Origin of the sequence: Nocardia sp. NPDC050712 (assembly GCF_040654295.1) — a bacterium.
In the GTDB taxonomy this organism is placed as follows: Bacteria; Actinomycetota; Actinomycetes; order Mycobacteriales; family Mycobacteriaceae; genus Nocardia.
Genome location: NZ_JBFAHT010000001.1, coordinates 845,701 through 861,930 on the forward strand (window position 1 = coordinate 845,701; position 16,230 = coordinate 861,930).

General features: G+C 70.1%; 14 protein-coding genes. 4 read left to right on the forward strand and 10 right to left on the reverse strand.

The features are described 5' to 3' along the window. Positions 1 to 58: 58 nt before the first annotated feature. Positions 59 to 994: an aminoglycoside phosphotransferase family protein gene (locus AB0H76_RS04025; RefSeq protein ID WP_357317050.1), complete on the forward strand. Its 936-nt coding sequence runs from the start codon at positions 59 to 61 to the stop codon at positions 992 to 994. A gap of 13 nt (positions 995 to 1,007) precedes the next feature. Here the strand turns inward: AB0H76_RS04025 and AB0H76_RS04030 are convergent, their stop codons facing one another. Further along, complete coding sequence (locus tag AB0H76_RS04030) at positions 1,008 to 1,862, reverse strand: LysR family transcriptional regulator (RefSeq protein ID WP_357320371.1); 855 nt, start codon at positions 1,860 to 1,862, stop codon at positions 1,008 to 1,010. 113 nt (positions 1,863 to 1,975) lie between these two features. On the opposite strand from AB0H76_RS04030, the gene AB0H76_RS04035 reads away from it, so the two are divergent. The 3 genes from AB0H76_RS04035 to AB0H76_RS04045 all read left to right on the forward strand — a co-directional run bounded on the left by AB0H76_RS04035 (position 1,976) and on the right by AB0H76_RS04045 (position 5,266). Then, entirely contained in the window at positions 1,976 to 3,250 is a 1,275-nt protein-coding gene (locus tag AB0H76_RS04035; protein WP_357317052.1) for an NAD(P)/FAD-dependent oxidoreductase, read from the forward strand. Positions 3,251 to 3,436: 186 nt separating this feature from the next. After that, positions 3,437 to 4,258: a GNAT family N-acyltransferase gene (locus tag AB0H76_RS04040; RefSeq protein WP_357317054.1), complete on the forward strand. Its 822-nt coding sequence runs from the start codon at positions 3,437 to 3,439 to the stop codon at positions 4,256 to 4,258. 6 nt (positions 4,259 to 4,264) lie between these two features. Then, the gene (locus tag AB0H76_RS04045; RefSeq protein WP_357317057.1) at positions 4,265 to 5,266 is read left to right on the forward strand and encodes a lysophospholipid acyltransferase family protein; all 1,002 of its coding nucleotides are present in this window, start codon (positions 4,265 to 4,267) and stop codon (positions 5,264 to 5,266) included. Positions 5,267 to 5,273: 7 nt separating this feature from the next. Here AB0H76_RS04045 and AB0H76_RS04050 read toward each other — a convergent pair whose 3' ends face one another. The 9 genes from AB0H76_RS04050 to AB0H76_RS04090 form a co-directional block, all read right to left on the reverse strand. Further along, positions 5,274 to 5,921, reverse strand: a complete 648-nt coding sequence (locus AB0H76_RS04050; protein WP_357317060.1) for a response regulator transcription factor — start codon at positions 5,919 to 5,921, stop codon at positions 5,274 to 5,276. Next, complete coding sequence (locus tag AB0H76_RS04055; RefSeq protein ID WP_357317063.1) at positions 5,918 to 7,090, reverse strand: histidine kinase; 1,173 nt, start codon at positions 7,088 to 7,090, stop codon at positions 5,918 to 5,920. The genes AB0H76_RS04050 and AB0H76_RS04055 overlap by 4 nt, the downstream gene beginning before the upstream one ends. Positions 7,091 to 7,261: 171 nt before the next feature. Beyond that, complete coding sequence (locus AB0H76_RS04060; protein WP_357317066.1) at positions 7,262 to 8,461, reverse strand: FAD-dependent monooxygenase; 1,200 nt, start codon at positions 8,459 to 8,461, stop codon at positions 7,262 to 7,264. 14 nt (positions 8,462 to 8,475) lie between these two features. Then, complete coding sequence (gene accC / locus AB0H76_RS04065; protein WP_357317069.1) at positions 8,476 to 9,831, reverse strand: acetyl-CoA carboxylase biotin carboxylase subunit; 1,356 nt, start codon at positions 9,829 to 9,831, stop codon at positions 8,476 to 8,478. Beyond that, positions 9,828 to 10,325: a biotin/lipoyl-containing protein gene (locus AB0H76_RS04070; RefSeq protein WP_357317072.1), complete on the reverse strand. Its 498-nt coding sequence runs from the start codon at positions 10,323 to 10,325 to the stop codon at positions 9,828 to 9,830. The genes accC and AB0H76_RS04070 overlap by 4 nt, the downstream gene beginning before the upstream one ends. Further along, the gene (locus tag AB0H76_RS04075; RefSeq protein ID WP_357317074.1) at positions 10,322 to 11,989 is read right to left on the reverse strand and encodes an acetyl-CoA carboxylase carboxyltransferase subunit alpha; all 1,668 of its coding nucleotides are present in this window, start codon (positions 11,987 to 11,989) and stop codon (positions 10,322 to 10,324) included. Before AB0H76_RS04075 ends, AB0H76_RS04070 begins: the two co-directional genes overlap by 4 nt. Then, a complete protein-coding gene (locus AB0H76_RS04080) occupies positions 11,986 to 12,759 on the reverse strand; it encodes an alpha/beta hydrolase (RefSeq protein ID WP_357317077.1) in 774 nt (257 codons plus the stop codon). The genes AB0H76_RS04075 and AB0H76_RS04080 overlap by 4 nt, the downstream gene beginning before the upstream one ends. Then, the gene (locus AB0H76_RS04085) at positions 12,756 to 13,853 is read right to left on the reverse strand and encodes a 3-oxoacyl-[acyl-carrier-protein] synthase III C-terminal domain-containing protein (protein ID WP_357317080.1); all 1,098 of its coding nucleotides are present in this window, start codon (positions 13,851 to 13,853) and stop codon (positions 12,756 to 12,758) included. The genes AB0H76_RS04080 and AB0H76_RS04085 overlap by 4 nt, the downstream gene beginning before the upstream one ends. 32 nt (positions 13,854 to 13,885) lie before the next feature. Then, positions 13,886 to 16,216 carry a beta-ketoacyl-[acyl-carrier-protein] synthase family protein gene (locus tag AB0H76_RS04090; protein ID WP_357320374.1) on the reverse strand — a complete coding sequence of 777 codons (2,331 nt, stop codon included), beginning with the start codon at positions 16,214 to 16,216 and terminating at the stop codon, positions 13,886 to 13,888. Positions 16,217 to 16,230 lie beyond the last annotated feature (14 nt).

The window sequence follows — 16,230 nt, forward strand, 5'->3', positions numbered from 1 at the left end:
CCGGCCTCGAAAGAGTCCGGGGGCGTTCGCGTTCCGGGGCAATGGCAGGGTGGACGGTATGACGTTGCCTGTGGAGGTCGCCGAGAACATTCGCGAAGTCTTCGACGAACGCGGCGAGCGGTGGCTGGCGGATCTGCCGGCGATGATCGAAAGGCGCTGCGCGGACTGGGGTCTGGAGGTCATCGGGGAACCGTTCGGGGGCGGCACGCATTCCTGGGTGGCGCCGGTGCGGCGGGCGGACGGCAGTGTGGCGGTGCTGAAGATCCCGGTGATCGACGCGGAGAACCTGGGGGAGGCCGCGGGGTTGTTCTGCTATCAGGGCGACGGTGCGGCGCGGCTGTACGAGTTCGATCCGGAAACCCATGCGCTGCTGCTGGAATGGGCCCGGCCGGGCGCGCCGCTGCTGCGGCAGCCGGGGTTCCCGAGCCTGGAGGGGCGGCCGGAGAACGGCGAGAAGATCGAGCTGGCCTGCCGGTTGTACCGACGGCTGCGCCGCGCGCCGACCGGCATCCCGGCCGGGTATCCGGCGCTGCCCACGGCCGCGGGCATGGTGCGGGAGTGGGTCGAGATGTTCACCGATCCCGAACCCGCGGTGGCACAGGTGCTTCCGGCCGCGCTGCGGGACCGGGCGCTGGCGTGGTGCCCGCGCCTGGCCGTGCCGGACGGCCCGCTGCTCGTCGTCAACCGGGACACCCACCTCGGCAATATCGTTGCCGCCGAACGGGAACCGTGGTTGCTGATCGATCCGAAGGCGTACCTGGGTGAGGCCGCCTTCGACGCCGGATTCCTGGTGATGATCCAGGTGCAGAGCGATCCGGTGCCCGAGCACGCGCGCGCCGTCGTCGCCCGCACCGCGAAGGCGCTGGACGTCGACCCCGAACGGGCCCGGGGCTGGGCGTTCATGCGGGCGATGGAGGAGATCGTCTGGGCTGTCGAGGACGAGGAACCCGCGGACCTCACGCTGCATCTCGCGGTCGCGACCGCGCTGGCCTAGCCGCCGGGCGGCCTCAGCGATGCAGGTTGGCGAGCAGCGTCGACAGGATCGGGGAGGGCCGGGCGTCCGAGCGGACCACCGCCGACACCGGAATGCGCAGGCGATGCTCGGTGAGCTCCAGGACGACCAGGCCTTCGGTCGGGCTCTCCGCGTACAGGACGGTCCAGGCGTCGGGGCGGTTGAGCAGTTCCATGGTGGCGGTGTGGTCGGGCGGGATGGGCGGGCCGTAGGTGGGGCCCTTGGTCAGGTCGGCGAAGGCCGCCCGGATGATGTTGTGCAGCAGCACCTGTTCCTGCTCGGGCGGCAGCAGCAGGGGGTAGGGGCTCAGCTCGGCCAGGGTGACGGTTTCGCGGGTGGCGAGCGGATGGCCGCTGGAGGTGGCGATGACGAGGTCCTCGACCCAGAGTTGTTCCACCGCCAGGCCCGGCTGGTCGACGCTGCCGCGGATCAGGGCGAGATCGCAGTCCCCGTCCGCGACGGCCGTGATCCGCTGGCGGAACGGCTTGATCACATATTCGATTTCGGCATCGGTGTGCGCGGCCCGGGTGCCCGCGATGGCCGAGAGCGATCTGGTCGCGAAGGACATGTTGGCGGCCAGGCGGATTCGTGGCCCGGTGGTGCGCACCGTGGCGCGGATGGCAGACTCCAGGCTGAGCATCTGTTTAGCCAGGGGAAGTAGCCGAGTGGTCGCGTCGGTCGGGATAACGGCCCTGGTGGTGCGCTCGAAGAGGGAGACACCGAGGTCGCGCTCGAGCCGGGCGATCTGATGACTGATCGCCGACTGTGAGATGAAGCACCGGCTCGCGGCTTTGCTGAAGCTCAGTTCCTCACAGACCGCGACAAAGTATGCCAGTTGGCGCAGCTCCACTACAAGCTCCCGATTCATGAATGATCTAGATAAGAGTCATCTTCATTATGCGCCCTAACACCTGAAATATCTGCGTTCCGCATGACGGTTAGTAATGAGAGAAGGAGGCTGTCATGGAACACGTAGATGTGGTTGTAGTCGGATCGGGATTCGGGGGTCTGGCCGCGGCCAAGCAGTTGGCGAAGTCGGGAATCAACTTCGTGCTTATCTCGAGCACGCCGGAGCATCTTTTCCAGCCGTTGCTGTATCAGGTCGCGACGGGTGTGCTGGCCTCCGACGAGATCGCGCCGCCCATCAAGTCGGTGCTGCGGCGGCACCGCGAGGCCGATGTGCGGCAGGGCAAGGTCGTCGACATCGACGCCGACAACGCGGTGCTCACCTACGAGGCGCAGGGGGAGCAGCGCCGGATCCGCTACGGCTCGCTGATCGCGGCGACCGGTGCGAGCCAATCGTATTTCGGCCGTGACGATTTCGCGGACAAGACGTTCGCCCTCAAGACCATCGACGACGCCAAGGCGCTGCGCGCGCAGATCCGCCGGGTCTTCACCGAGGCGAAGGACGCCGACGCGCAGACCCGGGAACGACTATTGAGCTTCGTGGTCGTCGGTGCGGGTGCGACCGGTGTCGAGGTCGCGGGTCAGCTCAAGGAACTCGCGAAAAGGTACTACCACCAAGAGGTTTCGGTGACCCTGGTGGAGGGCGCCGGTGCGGTGCTGCCGCCGTTCGGTGGTGGCCTCTCGGAGTACGCGAAGCGCTCGCTGGCCGGCAGCGGTGTCGAGGTGCTGCTGGGCACCTTCGTCACCGATATCGAGGACGGCAAGGTGACGGTCAAGGACGGCGCCGGCACGGAACGCCGGATCGCCGCGGAGACCGTGGTCTGGTCGGCCGGTGTGCAGGCGGGCGGGTTCGCCAAGATCCTGGCCGCGGCGACCGGTGTCGAAACCGACCGGGCCGGAAGGCTTTTGATCAACCCCGATCTCACCGTCGGCGGGCACGCCGATATCTACGCGATCGGCGACATGACCTCGCTCAACGGCTACCCCGGCCAGTCGCCGGTGGCCATGCAGGAAGGCCGGCACGCCGCCGACATCATCCGCCGCAAGAAGACACCCGGCACCCCGTTCAAGTACTGGGACAAGGGCAGCATGGCGGTGATCAGCCGGTTCAGCGCCGTGGTGAAGCTCAACGATCGGATCACCTTCCGCGGGTTCATCGCCTGGCTGATGTGGCTGGCGGTGCACCTGATGTACCTGGTCGGGTTCCGCAACCGGTTCGCAGCGGTGGCCTCGTGGCTGGTGGCGTTCATCGGGACCGGGCGGCCCGGGTTCGACGAGGTGGAGACCGGTACCGGAACGAAAACGAAGGAGTCGCCGAAATTGGCGGCCTGATCCTTCGGCGCGGCCGGTGAAAGTAACCGGGAAGTTAGCAATAGGCGCAGGTGCAGCCCTTTTCGCGAACCCGGCACGACCAGTCGGTAAACGATTGGTGTGACCGGGGTCTCGTTCACCTGACTGCCCTCGGCCCGACACTTCGGAGTTCCTTCGACGCAGTGTCGGGCTGGCTTCATCGAAGCTATGACTATTTCGTCCGTGCTGACCGCTCCAGCTCCGACGGACTCGGGGGCGGGGAAGTCCACCTACTCGCTCGTCGTCTCCTCCGACGCCGACCATCGCGTGGCCGCCCAGCGGCTGCGCTACCAGGTCTTCGCCAACGAACCGGGCTTCCAGATCCCGGACACCGGCACCGGCCTGGACGCCGACCGCTTCGATGACCACTGCGACCACCTGCTGGTCCGCGACGACCGCTCCGGCGAGTTCGTCGGCTGCTATCGCATGCTGCCGCCGGACAAGGTCGACGCCGCGGGCGGGTACTACACCGCCACGGAATTCGATGTGACGCAGCTGGATCCGGGCGGTCGCCGGATCGTCGAGATGGGCCGGGCCTGCGTGGTGCCCGACCACCGCAACGGCTCGGTGCTCACCCTGATGTGGGCGGGCATCCTGCACTACATCCAGCTCACCGGCTACGAATGGGTGATGGGCTGTGTGTCGGTGCCGATGCAGGACGGCCCGGCCGACCCGATCGGGGTGAACGTGCGCGGCGTGCGCGACGTGCTGCTCGGCCGGCACGCCGCCGACCCGGAATGGCGGGTGCACCCGCTGAACCCGGTGGTCGTCGACGGCAAGACCCTCGACGAGCTGGCGCCGCCCGCGCGCCCGAAGCTACCGCCGCTGCTGCGCGGCTACCTACGCCTGGGCGCGGAGATCTGCGGTGAGCCCGCCCACGATCCGGCCTTCGCGGTCGCCGATTTCGTCGCGCTGCTCGGGCTCGACACGATCAACACCCGCTATCTGGAACGGCTGCAGAGCGCCGCGGCCTCGCTCGACGGACGGTGACCGACCATGGTTTTCGACGCCCCGCCCGCGCAAGCGGTGCACGCGTGGATGCCGTCGAGCCCGTGCGGGCCCGGCTGCGTCGCGGTGACCGCTGAGGTCGGTACCGCCCGAGTGCTCGCCCGGCTGCTCGGTGTCGCCGGATTGCTGATCACCTATCCGCTCGTCAACGCCGCAACCCCGCGCAGGCGCCGCGAATTCGTGCAACGCCGGTACGCGCACGCGGTACTCGGTTGCCTCGGTATCGAATTGCGGGTCCGCGACCTGCGACCCGCCGGGGGATCCGCGCGCTACGCCGAACCCGGACAGGGCGTGCTGATCGTGGCCGGCCACGTGAGCTGGGCCGATGTCGTGGTCATGGCCGCGGTGCAGCCGCTCGGCTTCGTGGCGCGCGCGGACATGCTCGACTGGCCGGTGCTGGGCGGGCTCGCGCGGCGGCTCCGCGTCATCCCGATCGAACGGGAGCGACTGCGGGAATTGCCGGGCGTCGTGGACGAACTCGGCGTGCGGCTGGCCGACGGGGACCGGGTGGCGGTCTTCCCCGAGGGCACCACCTGGTGCGGCCGCGCCTACGGCCGGATGCGCCCGGCCCTGTTCCAGGCCGCGGTCGACACCGGAACCTTCGTGCAGCCGGTGCGGCTGCGCTACCTCGACCAGCACGGTGCCCAGTGCACGGTGCCCGGCTTCGTCGGCGCGGACACCTTCGCCGATTCCGCCAAGCGCATCCTGCGCTCGCGCGGCCTGGTCGCCGAGGTGCTGCTACAGCCGCAGGAGTATCCCGGCCTGGATCGCCGGGATCTGGCCCGGCGCTGCGAACTCGCCGTGCGTGGCACGGAACGGTCCCGGCATGGCGGCGCGGTCGAATGGATCGAGGCGAGCACCACCCGCGTCCAGGACCCGGCGCCACTGCGGGCCGAGCCCGAGATCGCCACCGCGCCCGGTCATCACGGCGTCGACCGCGGACTGCGCGGCCGCGCGGTGGCGGTACTGCGCCGCCGGACGCCCGCCTGAGCGGCGTTCAGCTGGGCTTGATGAGCAGCGTCTCGTAGGCGTAGATCGCCGCCTGGGTGCGATCGCGCAGCTGGAGTTTCTCCAGCACCCGCCGGACGTGCGTCTTCACCGTCTGCTCGGAAATCACCAGCTCCCCGGCGATTTCGGCATTCGACAGGCCGCGCGCGATCAAGACCAGGACCTCGGTTTCGCGGGCGGTCAGGTCGGCCGGTTTCGAGACGGCGTGCGGCCGGCTGCGGCGCGCGAACTCGGAGAGCAGCCGCCGGGTCACCGAGGGCGCGAGCAGGGCCTCCCCGGCGGCGACGATCCGGACCGCCTCTCCGAGGGACTGGGCCGAGGATTCCTTGAGCAGGAAGCCCGCGGCCCCGGCCCGCAGTGCGGCGTAGACGTATTCGTCGAGATCGAAGGTGGTCAGCACGATCACCTGGGTGGCGCTCGCGGCGGTGATCTCGCGGGTGGCCTCGATGCCGTCGCAGACCGGCATGCGCACGTCCATCAGCACCACCTCGGGCTGGAGCCGGGCGGTCTCCTGGATCGCCTGCCGGCCGTCGGCGACCTGACCGACCACGTCGATATCGGGTTGCGCGTCGAGCAGGACGGCCAAGCCCTCGCGGACCAGCTCCTGGTCGTCGGCGATCAGTACGCGGATGCTCATCGGTCTCCGTTCAGGGTCGGAAGTGCCGCGGCGACAAGGTATTCACCGTTTCCGGTCGGCCCCACATCGAGGGTGCCGCCGAGCATCGCGACTCGCTCGCGCATGCCGAGCAGGCCGTGGCCGGAGCCCGGCGTGGCCGTCACCCCGGGCCCGTGGCGATTGTCGACCCGGATCCGGATCTCGGTGGCGGTGGTGGTGACCTCGATCCGGACGGGTGCGCCCGGCGCGTGCCGCAGGGCATTGCTCACCGCCTCCTGCACGATCCGGAAGGCGGAAAGCTGCACGCTGGCAGGCACTGTCGAGCTGTCACCGAGAAGCTTCGATTCGATGTCGGTGCCGGTGGCGCGCACCGAGGCGACGAGGCCGGGCAGGTCGGCCAGGGTCGGTTGCGGCATGACCCCGGTCTCACCGGAGCGCAGCACATCGAGCACGTGCCGCATTTCGCCGAGTGCCGCGGTGGCGCTGGAGCGGATCGTGGCCAGGCTCGCGACGGTCTGCGGCGCGATGCCGGGGTCGCGGTACTGCGCCGCCTCGGCCTGGATCGCGATGACCGACATGTGGTGTGCCACCACGTCGTGCAGTTCGCGGGCGATCCGGGCCCGTTCCTCCAGCAGCACCGTGCGCTGGTGCTGCTGCTCGGCCGCCGCGCGCTGGCCGCGCAGGCTGTGACTCGTCGCGATCAGTGCCCGCACCGTCACCACGGTGGTCAGCAGGAGCCCGGACACCACGCTCGCGGCGAACAGGCCGACCGGCCAGCCGTGCGGGCGCAGATACAGGGCGAGGGCGACGCCGGTGGCGATCGTCGCGCTCCACGACAGCGCGGCGGTCCGCACGCTGGTCCGGAACGCGGCCAAGCCGAGCACGACGAAATGACTGTTGAGCATCGGATCGACCCACAACTCCGCGTCTGCCCACAGCGAGGCGAGGGCCACCGCCGCGAGCGAGCAGCCCCAGGCGAGCGCGGGCGCCCGCGCCACCAGGAACAGCGCGAAACCCGAGAGCAACGCGAGTCCGAGGGCGTGTGCTTCGGACAGCGCCGAGGCCGCGAGCAGGGTGACCAGGACTACCCCGGCCGCCGGGCCGGCCGCGGCGGTCGTCACCGTGCGCAACGGCCACCGCGCGACCCGGCCGGGCCAGGTATCGAGCAGATGCGCCGCGATGGTCCGCATGCGCTAGACCGGATCGCAATGGCGCGGCAGTTCAGATGTCGAAACAATCGAGGTGATCATCGGACTCCAAAGGTGTTTCGATCCTGCTGGCGACAGTAATTCCGGGCCGGGCCCGGCACATCCCGCTCGGGAGCGATCTTTCGCGCTCACTCTCGAGCGGGAGCAGCCGGTTCACACGGGTGCGGGCAGCAGCGCGGGCACCTCGATCTGGAATTCGCTCTCGATCTTCGCGACCTGTTTCTGCCCCACGATGGTCTTCATCATCAGATCGCGGGCCTTGGTCATCGTGTACCCCCGCCACGAGGATATCGTGCCGATGCGCCACGATTCCTGTTGCAGAGCAGTGCTTTCCGGCCGACGCCGGGTCTCGTACTCGGCGAGTACGGCGGCCAGCGCCGCGTTGTCGCTCAGGTCGATGGGCACGATCCCGCGCGCCAGCGCGATCGCGTCGACGATGGCCTCGCTGGCGCCGCGGCCCAGGTTCGGGGTCACGGCGTGCGCGGCGTCGCCCAGGAAGACGACCCGGCCCTTGCTCCAGGCCGGCATGGGGCCCAGGGCACGGACGTCGTGGTGCAGCATCGCGGCGGGCGGCGTGGCGGCGATCAGATCCTGCACCGGCTGCGGAAAGACCCCGAACCGGTTCCGCAGATCGTGTTTGACCAGTTCGTTCGGTTCGTCGATGCCGACCGTCGGGTTGCGCAGCGCGGCGGCCCAGAAGATGTGGTTGCTGCCGCAGTCCTTGATCGCGATGCGGGTGCCCCGGCCGAAGTAGAGGGTGAAATTGTTGGCACCGCAAGGGGGTTCGTGTTCGGCCACCGCGTGCACGATGCGGTAGTTCGCGGTGAGGATCTCGACGTCGGGGAAGATCGCCTGGCGGGTCCGCGAGTTGATGCCGTCGGCGGCGACGAGCAGATCGGCGCGTTCCTGCCGGCCGTTCTCGAAGGTCACCGTGACGCCGGTGTCGTCCTGGTCGACCGCTGTCGCACGGTGATTGAACTCCACCGGCCCGAGATCGGCGGAACCGGCGAGTGTTTCGATCACTTCCGAACGCCGGATCATCACCGGCATCGGTGCGTTGTGCTTGCGCGCCATCTCGGCCAGTTGCGCGTGGTAGAGCGGGGTGCCGTGCTGGTTGAAGAACTGCTGCCGGTGCACTTGCGCACCGCGCGCGCGGATCTCGTCGGCCAGGCCGAGTTCGGCGAAGGCCTTCATGCCCTTGACCCAGACCTGTAGCGAGGCGCCGACGGTGCCGAAGGCGGGTGCTTGTTCGTAGACGGTGGCCTCGATACCGACCTTCTGGAAGGCGATGCTGGCGCAGAGGCCGCCGATCCCGCCGCCGAGGATGATGACTCGTCCATTCGATGTCGTCATGGGAACTCCCGATACTAGGTATGGATGGTGTGCACGAGGTCGAGATCGAAGTCGCCCGAGCGGAATTCGGGGTTCGCCAGGATCGCGTCGCGATGAAACGCCGCGCAGGTGGTCAGGCCCGGCCCCTCGAGCACGAGTTCGTCGAGGGCGCGGCGCATGCGATCGATCGCGCCGAGACGGTCGTCGGCCCAGACGATCACCTTGGCCAGCAGCGCGTCGTAGTACGGCGAGACCGACATGCCCTCCTCGAGATGGCTGTCGACCCGCACCCACGGGCCCGCGGGCGGCCGGTAGCTCGCGATCCGGCCGGTGGACGGCGCGAAATCGCGCTCCGGGTTCTCCGCGTTGATCCGGCATTCGATGGCGTGGCCACGTAAGACGATGTCGGACTGCCGGATTCGCAACGGCTCGCCCTGGGCGATCCGCAGTTGCTCGGCGACCAGGTCCACCCCCGAGACCATCTCGGTGACCGGGTGCTCGACTTGCAGGCGGGCGTTCATCTCCATGAACCAGAACCCGCCGTCGCGGTCGAGCAGGAACTCCATCGTCCCGGCGCCCTCGTAGCCCACCGACCGGGCGCCCGCCACCGCGGCCGCGCCGATCGCGGTCCGCTGCTCCGCGTTCAGCGCCGGTGACGGCGATTCCTCGAGCAACTTCTGATGCCGGCGCTGCACCGAGCAATCCCGCTCTCCGAGATGCACTACATTGCCGTAGCGATCGGCCAGGATCTGCACCTCGATGTGGCGTGCGCCCTCGAGGTAGCGCTCCAGGTAGAGCCCGCCGTCGCCGAAGGCCAGGCTCGCCTCGGCCTGGGTCCGGGTGTAGGCCTCGGCGAGGTCACCGGGTTCGCGCACCACCCGCATGCCGCGACCGCCGCCGCCGGCCACCGCCTTGAGGATCACCGGATAGCCGACCTCGCCGGCGATCTCCTCGGCCTGCTCGGCATTGCGCAAGGCGGCGGTGGTGCCGGGGAGCAGCGGCAGGCCCGCCGCGCTCATCAGCGCCCGGGTCACGGCCTTGTCGGCCAGGCTCGCCATGACCTCCGAGGAGGGCCCGACGAAGACCAGGCCCTCCTCGGCGCAGACCGCGGCGAAATCGGGGTTCTCCGAGAGGAATCCGTAGCCCGGGTGCACGGCGTCGGCGCCGGTGCGCAGGGCGGCCCCGATGATGTTCGGGATATTCAGATAGCTGCGGCCCGGCTCCGGCGGCCCGACGCAGACGGCGTCGTCGGCCATCCGGACCGGAACCGAGTCGGCGTCGGCGGTCGAGTACACCACCACGCTGCGCAGGCCGAGTTCCCGGCAGGCGCGCACCACCCGCAGCGCGATCTCGCCGCGGTTGGCCACCAGCACGGTCTTGATCTCGGTCACGACGCCATCTCCATCGGGGTTTCGGCGGGCTCGAAGACGATCAGGCGCTGGCCGAACTCGACCACCGCGCCGTCGGTGGGCAGGACCTCCACGACCCGGCCCGCGCACGGCGCGGTGATCTGGTTCATCAGCTTCATCGCCTCGACGATGCCGACCACCTGGCCCTCCTCGACGTAGTCCCCGGGTGCGACGAACGGGTCGGCGCCGGGTTCGATGGCGCGATAGAAGTGCCCGACCAGGGGCGATTCGATCGCGACGGTGGTGCTGGCTTCGGCTTCCAGGGGCGGCATCGCCAAGGTGAGCTGATCCGGGCGGGCGCCCGCGATCGCCACGGTCTCGGCCCATTCGATGTCGACGTTGTACTCACCGGCGCGCACCCGCAGGCGGCGCGGTTGCCGATCGAGGTCGGCGACGATCGCCCGCACCTCGCGCATCATGTGGGTGAGCGAGGTGTCGAGATAGGCGTTGTGGTCGGTCTGGCGGAAGGCGGTCATGACTGTTCTCCGATCAGGGGGGTGGTGGTCGATCCGAATTGGCGAAACTTGCGATACCTCGCGTCGACGAGGTCGGAGCCGGATAGTGCGGACAACTCGGTGAGCGCGTGCGTCACCGCGCCGCGCAGGCCCGCGGCCGCGGCGATGATGTCGGCCGGCGTCGATTCCGGGATGACGCCGTCCACGACACCCAGCCGGAGTAGTTCCGGCGCGGTCAGTTTCAGCGCTTGCGCGGCGGCCGCGGCGGCGCTGCGGTCGCCCCACAGAATCGCCGCGCAACCCTCGGGGCTGATCACCGAGTAGTAGGCGTGCTCGAACATCAGCACGCGATCGGCGACGCCCAGCGCCAGCGCGCCACCGCTGCCGCCCTCGCCGGTGACCACCGCGACGATCGGCACCGGTAGCCGGCTCGATTCCATGATCGCGCGGGCGATGGCGCCGGCCTGCCCGCGTTCTTCGGCGCCGACGCCGGGATAGGCGCCGGGCGTATCGATCAGGGTCACGATCGGCATCCCGAACTTCGCCGCGTGCCGCATCAGCCGCAGGGCCTTGCGGTAGCCCTCCGGTTCCGGCATCCCGAAGTTGCGGGCGATGGATTCCTTGGTGTCGCTGCCTTTTTCGTGACCGATCAGCATGACGGTGCGGCCGGCCACGGTGGCCGGGCCGCCGACCAGCGCGGCGCTGTCACCGAACATGCGATCGCCGCGCAGTTCCAGGAACGAGTCGAACGCGACGGCCGCGAAGCTCAGGGTGGTCGGGCGTTCGCGGGCTCGGGCGAGCTTGACGATCGCCTCCGCGGGGCGCGGCGTGAGAAACTCCGGATCGGTGATCGTGGTGGGTTCGATGCTCGGTTCCGGCACGCTGAGAGCATGTGCGGCAAGCACTTTCGCGAAGAACGAGCGCAACTGCGCCCGGGGCACCACCGCGTCGAGCATGCCGCACTCCAGCAGGAACTCCGCGGTCTGGAAGCGGGGCGGCAGGTCCTCGTTGATGGTCTCCCGGATCACGTTCGGTCCGGCGAAGCCGATCAGCGCGCCCGGCTCGGCCACCAGGATGTCGCCGAGCATGGCGTAGGAGGCGGTGACGCCGCCGAAGGTCGGGTCCGTCAGCAGGCACACCACGAGCAGGCCCTGCTCGTGCATGCGGGCGATGGCCTGGCTGGTCTTGGCCATCTGCATCAGCGAGATGCTGCCCTCCTGCATCCGGGCGCCGCCGGAGGCGCACACCAGCAGCAGCGGAAGCCGTTCGGCCAGTGCGTGTTCGGCGGCGCGAGTGATCACCTCGCCCACCGCGCTGCCCATCGAACCGCCCATGAAGCCGAACTCCATGACGGCCGCGACGAGCCGGTGGCCGGCCAGGCTGCCGACGCCGAACAGGGCGGCGTCAGTGCCGCCGGTCCGCTCGCGGGCCTCCTCCAGCCGCCGGGTGTAGCTCTTGCGATCCCGGAACAGCAGTACGTCGTGGGTTTCGATGTCGTCGTACGCGCCCGGGACCCAGGACCCCTCGTCGATCAGCAGGGCGAGCCGATCGGCGGCGGTGAGGCGCAGATGGTGCCCGCACGCCGTGCAGACCCGGAGGTTGCGCTCCAGCCGGCGCTTGTACTGGTATTCCGAACAGGACGGGCATTTCACCCAGGTCGTTTCCTGGGCGAGCACTTGGGTCATCCGAATTCTCCAATCACCGGTGTCTTCTCGACCTGAGCGGCCAGAAATTCCTGCAGCGCGCCGGCAACGGCGGCTGGTGCGTCCGCGTGGACGGCGTGCCCGGCGCCCGCGACGTACACGTGAGATCCGTTGTCCAGCAGGGACAGTGCGCGCCGGACATGCTCGTCGGCCATGAGCGCGCCCGCGGCCGGGTCGCCCTGGACCAGCAGCACCGGGCAGCGCAGCCGCGCCAGCATCTCGTCGGGATCCTGCTCGCGCTGATTGCGGCCCTCCACCCAGCGCTGCTTGAGCTCCGGGTCCGCCAGTCGCAGCGAGACCGCGATCGAACGCATGGCGAAGGTGGGGTTGGCGTAGAAGGTCATGGCGTCACGCTGTTCCTGGCGCAGCTGATACAGCGCCGAGTCCACGATGACCACGGCGCGCACCGAGTCCGGCCGGGCCGCCGCGACCATCGAGGCGACCCAGCCGCCGAGCGAATGCCCGACCAGCACGACCGGTTCGGCGACGACCTCGGTCAGGAACTCCTCGATATCGGCCGCGAAGTCGCTGAGCCCGTACTGTCCACTGGCCCAGTCGGATCGGCCGTGCCCGCGCAGGTCGGGCGCGTAGACGTTCCAGCCCGGCCCGAGGCTGCGCAGGAACGGCCGGAAGGTCTGCCAGCGCGAGCCAAGGCCGTGCAGCAGGCAGAGCGCCGGTCCGTCGTCGCCGAGGTGGGCGTAGTTGAGCATGGCCCCCGCGGACCGGAAACCCCGCGACTCGATGAGCATCATCGCCCGCCGCTCCAGACCAGGGTCATGCCGGCGTATTTCCACTTGCTCGTCTCGATGGCGAGCAGCATGACGTTGTCCCCGGCGCGCAACCGGCCGGTCGTCACGGCCTCGTCCAGGGCCAGCGGCACCGCGGCCGAGCCGGTGGCGCCGACCCGCGCGATGTTCTCGTAGACCTTGTCCCGCAGCGCGAGCCACTCGTCGGTGAGCAGTCCGGCGGCCTCCAATTCGCTGGTCATATAGCCCGCGTTGCCCTCGGGCACGACCCACAGCGCGATGTCCTCGGCCGCCAGCTCGCTGGCCGCCAGCAGGGCCTTCAGTGAGCGGGTGATCATGTGCGGGATGAACTTTCCGGATTCGACGACGTCGACCTCGAGTGCCACCAGCCGCTTGGCCAGGGCCTGCTGGTGCAGCGGCGCGTGGGTCGCCCCGCCGATCACCCGCATGCCCGGTTTCTTCAGGCCGCCCATGGTCTCGAGGACCGAACCGAGCACGCCGGTCCTGACGCCCGGCTCGGCCGGCTCGGCGCGCAACACCAGCGCGCCCGCGCCATCGCCGAAGGTGTAGGCCACCAGGCGATCTCGCATCCGCACCCGCTCCGGGTCGATCCCGCGATACATCGGCACCAGCAGCGGGGAGATGGCCTCGCAGCCGACCACCAGCGCGGTGCGGTGGGTGCCGCGCTCCAGATATCCGCGCGCGATATCCGCCGCCTCGACGAAACCGGCGCAGCCGGAACGAATTTCGAGCGTCGCGCACTCGGCGATGCCCAGGTGCTGCTGCACGAAGGTGACCGCGGGCGGCAGCTGGTATTCGGGGCTGGCCGTCGACATGACGATCAGATCGACGTCGGCGGGTGTCAGACCCGCCCGGTCGAGGGCCTGCGCGGCGGCGCGCGCCGCCATCTCCGAATTGGTGATCAGGTGCTCGCCGGTGAGCGGATCGATCATCCAGTGCCGCTCGAGCACCTGGATGCCCTCGAGAATGTCGTCGGGCACCGGTCCGACCAGCGCCTCGACCTGCTTGTTGTCGATGGGCTCGCCGTGCAGATAGCTGCCGGTGCCCACCAGCTGTACCGACAATCCGTTCGTAGCCATGCTGGGTGTCCTTGGTCTCTCGTGTTTCTCGATCAGCTCGGCGCGAGCACGATGCTGAAATGGGTGCCGCCGAGCGAGGAGCTGTTCACCAGCACCGCGCCGTCGCGGGGCCGGTCGGGATGGAACGCGGCCAGCGCCGTCGCCAGCAGCCCGCCGACACCGATCTGCTCGCCCAGCGCGCGCTTCGCCGAAATGCGTTGCGGCCCCGAACTGCCGAATACGCGATCCAGCGCCAGCCGCTCCGGGTCGTCGATGGCCGGCCAGCCGACCTCGTTCGTCCAGACCTGGGCGATATCGGATACCCCGAGTCCGGCGTTGGCGATCGCGGCCCGCATGGCGCGCGCACTGCCCGCGCCCTGCGGATCGGTGCGGCCGACACCCAGTGCGTCGGAGGCCGAAGCGTGCCCGAGCACCTCGGCATAGACGGTGGCGCCGCGGCGGCGCGCGTTGTCGGCGCTCTCTAGGACGACCGTGGCGGCGCCCTCGCCGAGGGTGAAGGCGTCCTCGGGGCCCATCGGGATCCCGAGGCGGCGGTAGGCGAGCGCGACCAGCGCGGTGAGCGTGTCCGCGGCGGTGGCCAGGATCGCGGTGGCGCGACCGACCGACACCAGGTCGTAGCCGTAGCAGAGGGCATTCGCCCCGGCGGCATGCCCGGCGGTGACCGTCGAGGTGGGGCCGAGCGCCCCGAGCAGCGTGGCGACACTGCCCGCCGCCGCGTTGTACACGGTGTTCGGGAAGACCGCGGGATTGGCCGCGGCCGCGCCTTCCTCGCGCAGCGGCCGGACGAATTGCTCCATCGCCTGCATGGGCCCGAGTCCGGTGCCGAAGACGACACCGACCCGGGTCGGATCGTCGGCGATCAGGTCCGGGCCCGCAGCCTGCACCGCCTGGCTCGCGGCGAAGGTGGACAGCAGCCCGAGCCGGTCCATCCGGCGTGCCTCGCGCCGGGTCAGATGCTCGGCCGGATCGGTCTCGATGCGCCCGAGCCGCATCCCGTCCTCGATCCGGGCGCAATCGCGGCCCTCGGCCAGCGCCCGCAGCGCCGCCTCGAGGCCGACGCCGGCGGCGCCGACCGCACCCGCGCCGGTCAGCGCGACCCGGGTCACCTTCGCCGCCGGCCGGACGACACTGGTCGGGCGGTCGGCGAAGGCGACACTCGCGTTCGCGCCGGCGAACGCGAAGTTGTTCGAGATCGCGTTGCGCGGGCGGCACACGCGCGGCTCGATGGCCACGTGGTCGAGGCGGCACTCGGGGTCGGGCACCACGAGATTCGCGGTCGGCGGGAGGACACCATTGCCCAGCGCGCCGACGGTGATGATCGCCTCCACCGCGCCGGCCGCGCCGAGCAGATGCCCGATCATGGACTTGGAGCTGCTCACCGGCACCGAGTCGGCGGCCGCGCGCAATGCCAGCCGGGTCGCCTTGGCTTCGGCGCTGTCGTTGCGCGGCGTGCCGGTGCCGTGGCTGTTGATGTAGCCGATCTCGTCGTCGGCCAGGCCCGACCACTCCATGGCGGCGCGGATCGCGCGGGCCGCGCCCGTGCCGTCGGGCCGCGGGGCCGTCGGGTGATAGCCGTCCGCGGAGAGCCCATATCCCTTGATCTCGCAGAGCGGTTCGATATCGGCCGCGGCCACCAGGTCGGCCCGGGCCAGCACCAGCATGCCGCTGCCCTCACCGAGCGAGAGCCCGGTGCGCTTGTCCTGATAGGGCGCCGCCGGGGTGGGGGACAGCGAGCCCAGGGAGTTGAAGCCCGCGTAGGCCACATCCGAGAGCGCGTCGGTGCCGCCGGCCAGCACGATGTCGGCGCGGCCGAAAGCGATCAGATCGGCCGCGTAGCCGATCGCGTTCGCGCCGGCCGCGCACGCCGTGTTCACCGACAGCGTCGGTCCCTGGCACTGGAATTCGGCCGCCAGCGACTCGGCGATCGCCTGCGGCGGGCCGAACATCGCCAGCTTCGCGGCGCCGTTGCCGCTGCCGTCGCCGAGCCACTCCAGGGTGCTGAGCAGCCCGGCGTTGCAGGTGCCCAGGACGACCGCGCGGCGCTCCGGTGCGACGCCGGAGACCAGCGTGTGCGCGGCGTCCATCGCCTCCTGGGCGGCCGCGAACGCGAAATCGAAAGCGCGGTCCCGGAATCCGCCGACCGTGGCCGCCACCGGTGACGGCGGCACGGGCGAGCGCACCTCGCCGCCGATCCGGGTGCGGTACTCCGTCATCGGCAGGTGCTCGACCGGACGGATCGCGACGTGGCCGGTGCTGACGCCGTCCCACAGCGCCTTCGCGGTGTCGCCCTGGGAGGTCACGGCGCCGACCGCGACCACGACGACGGTCTGCATCGGCGCGGGCTCGAATTCTTCTCGTTTCATCACGACGGACTCCT

Bases quoted from the DNA above. Each gene is read 5' to 3' on its own strand.
- AB0H76_RS04085 (WP_357317080.1), bottom strand. From the start codon at position 13,853: ATGGCTACGAACGGATTGTCGGTACAGCTGGTGGGCACCGGCAGCTAT.
- AB0H76_RS04040 (WP_357317054.1), top strand. From the start codon at position 3,437: ATGACTATTTCGTCCGTGCTGACCGCTCCAGCTCCGACGGACTCGGGG.
- AB0H76_RS04075 (WP_357317074.1), bottom strand. From the start codon at position 11,989: ATGACCCAAGTGCTCGCCCAGGAAACGACCTGGGTGAAATGCCCGTCC.
- AB0H76_RS04055 (WP_357317063.1), bottom strand. From the start codon at position 7,090: ATGCGGACCATCGCGGCGCATCTGCTCGATACCTGGCCCGGCCGGGTC.
- AB0H76_RS04070 (WP_357317072.1), bottom strand. From the start codon at position 10,325: ATGACCGCCTTCCGCCAGACCGACCACAACGCCTATCTCGACACCTCG.
- AB0H76_RS04050 (WP_357317060.1), bottom strand. From the start codon at position 5,921: ATGAGCATCCGCGTACTGATCGCCGACGACCAGGAGCTGGTCCGCGAG.
- AB0H76_RS04035 (WP_357317052.1), top strand. From the start codon at position 1,976: ATGGAACACGTAGATGTGGTTGTAGTCGGATCGGGATTCGGGGGTCTG.
- AB0H76_RS04090 (WP_357320374.1), bottom strand. From the start codon at position 16,216: ATGAAACGAGAAGAATTCGAGCCCGCGCCGATGCAGACCGTCGTCGTG.
- AB0H76_RS04060 (WP_357317066.1), bottom strand. From the start codon at position 8,461: ATGACGACATCGAATGGACGAGTCATCATCCTCGGCGGCGGGATCGGC.
- AB0H76_RS04080 (WP_357317077.1), bottom strand. From the start codon at position 12,759: ATGATGCTCATCGAGTCGCGGGGTTTCCGGTCCGCGGGGGCCATGCTC.
- AB0H76_RS04025 (WP_357317050.1), top strand. From the start codon at position 59: ATGACGTTGCCTGTGGAGGTCGCCGAGAACATTCGCGAAGTCTTCGAC.
- AB0H76_RS04045 (WP_357317057.1), top strand. From the start codon at position 4,265: ATGGTTTTCGACGCCCCGCCCGCGCAAGCGGTGCACGCGTGGATGCCG.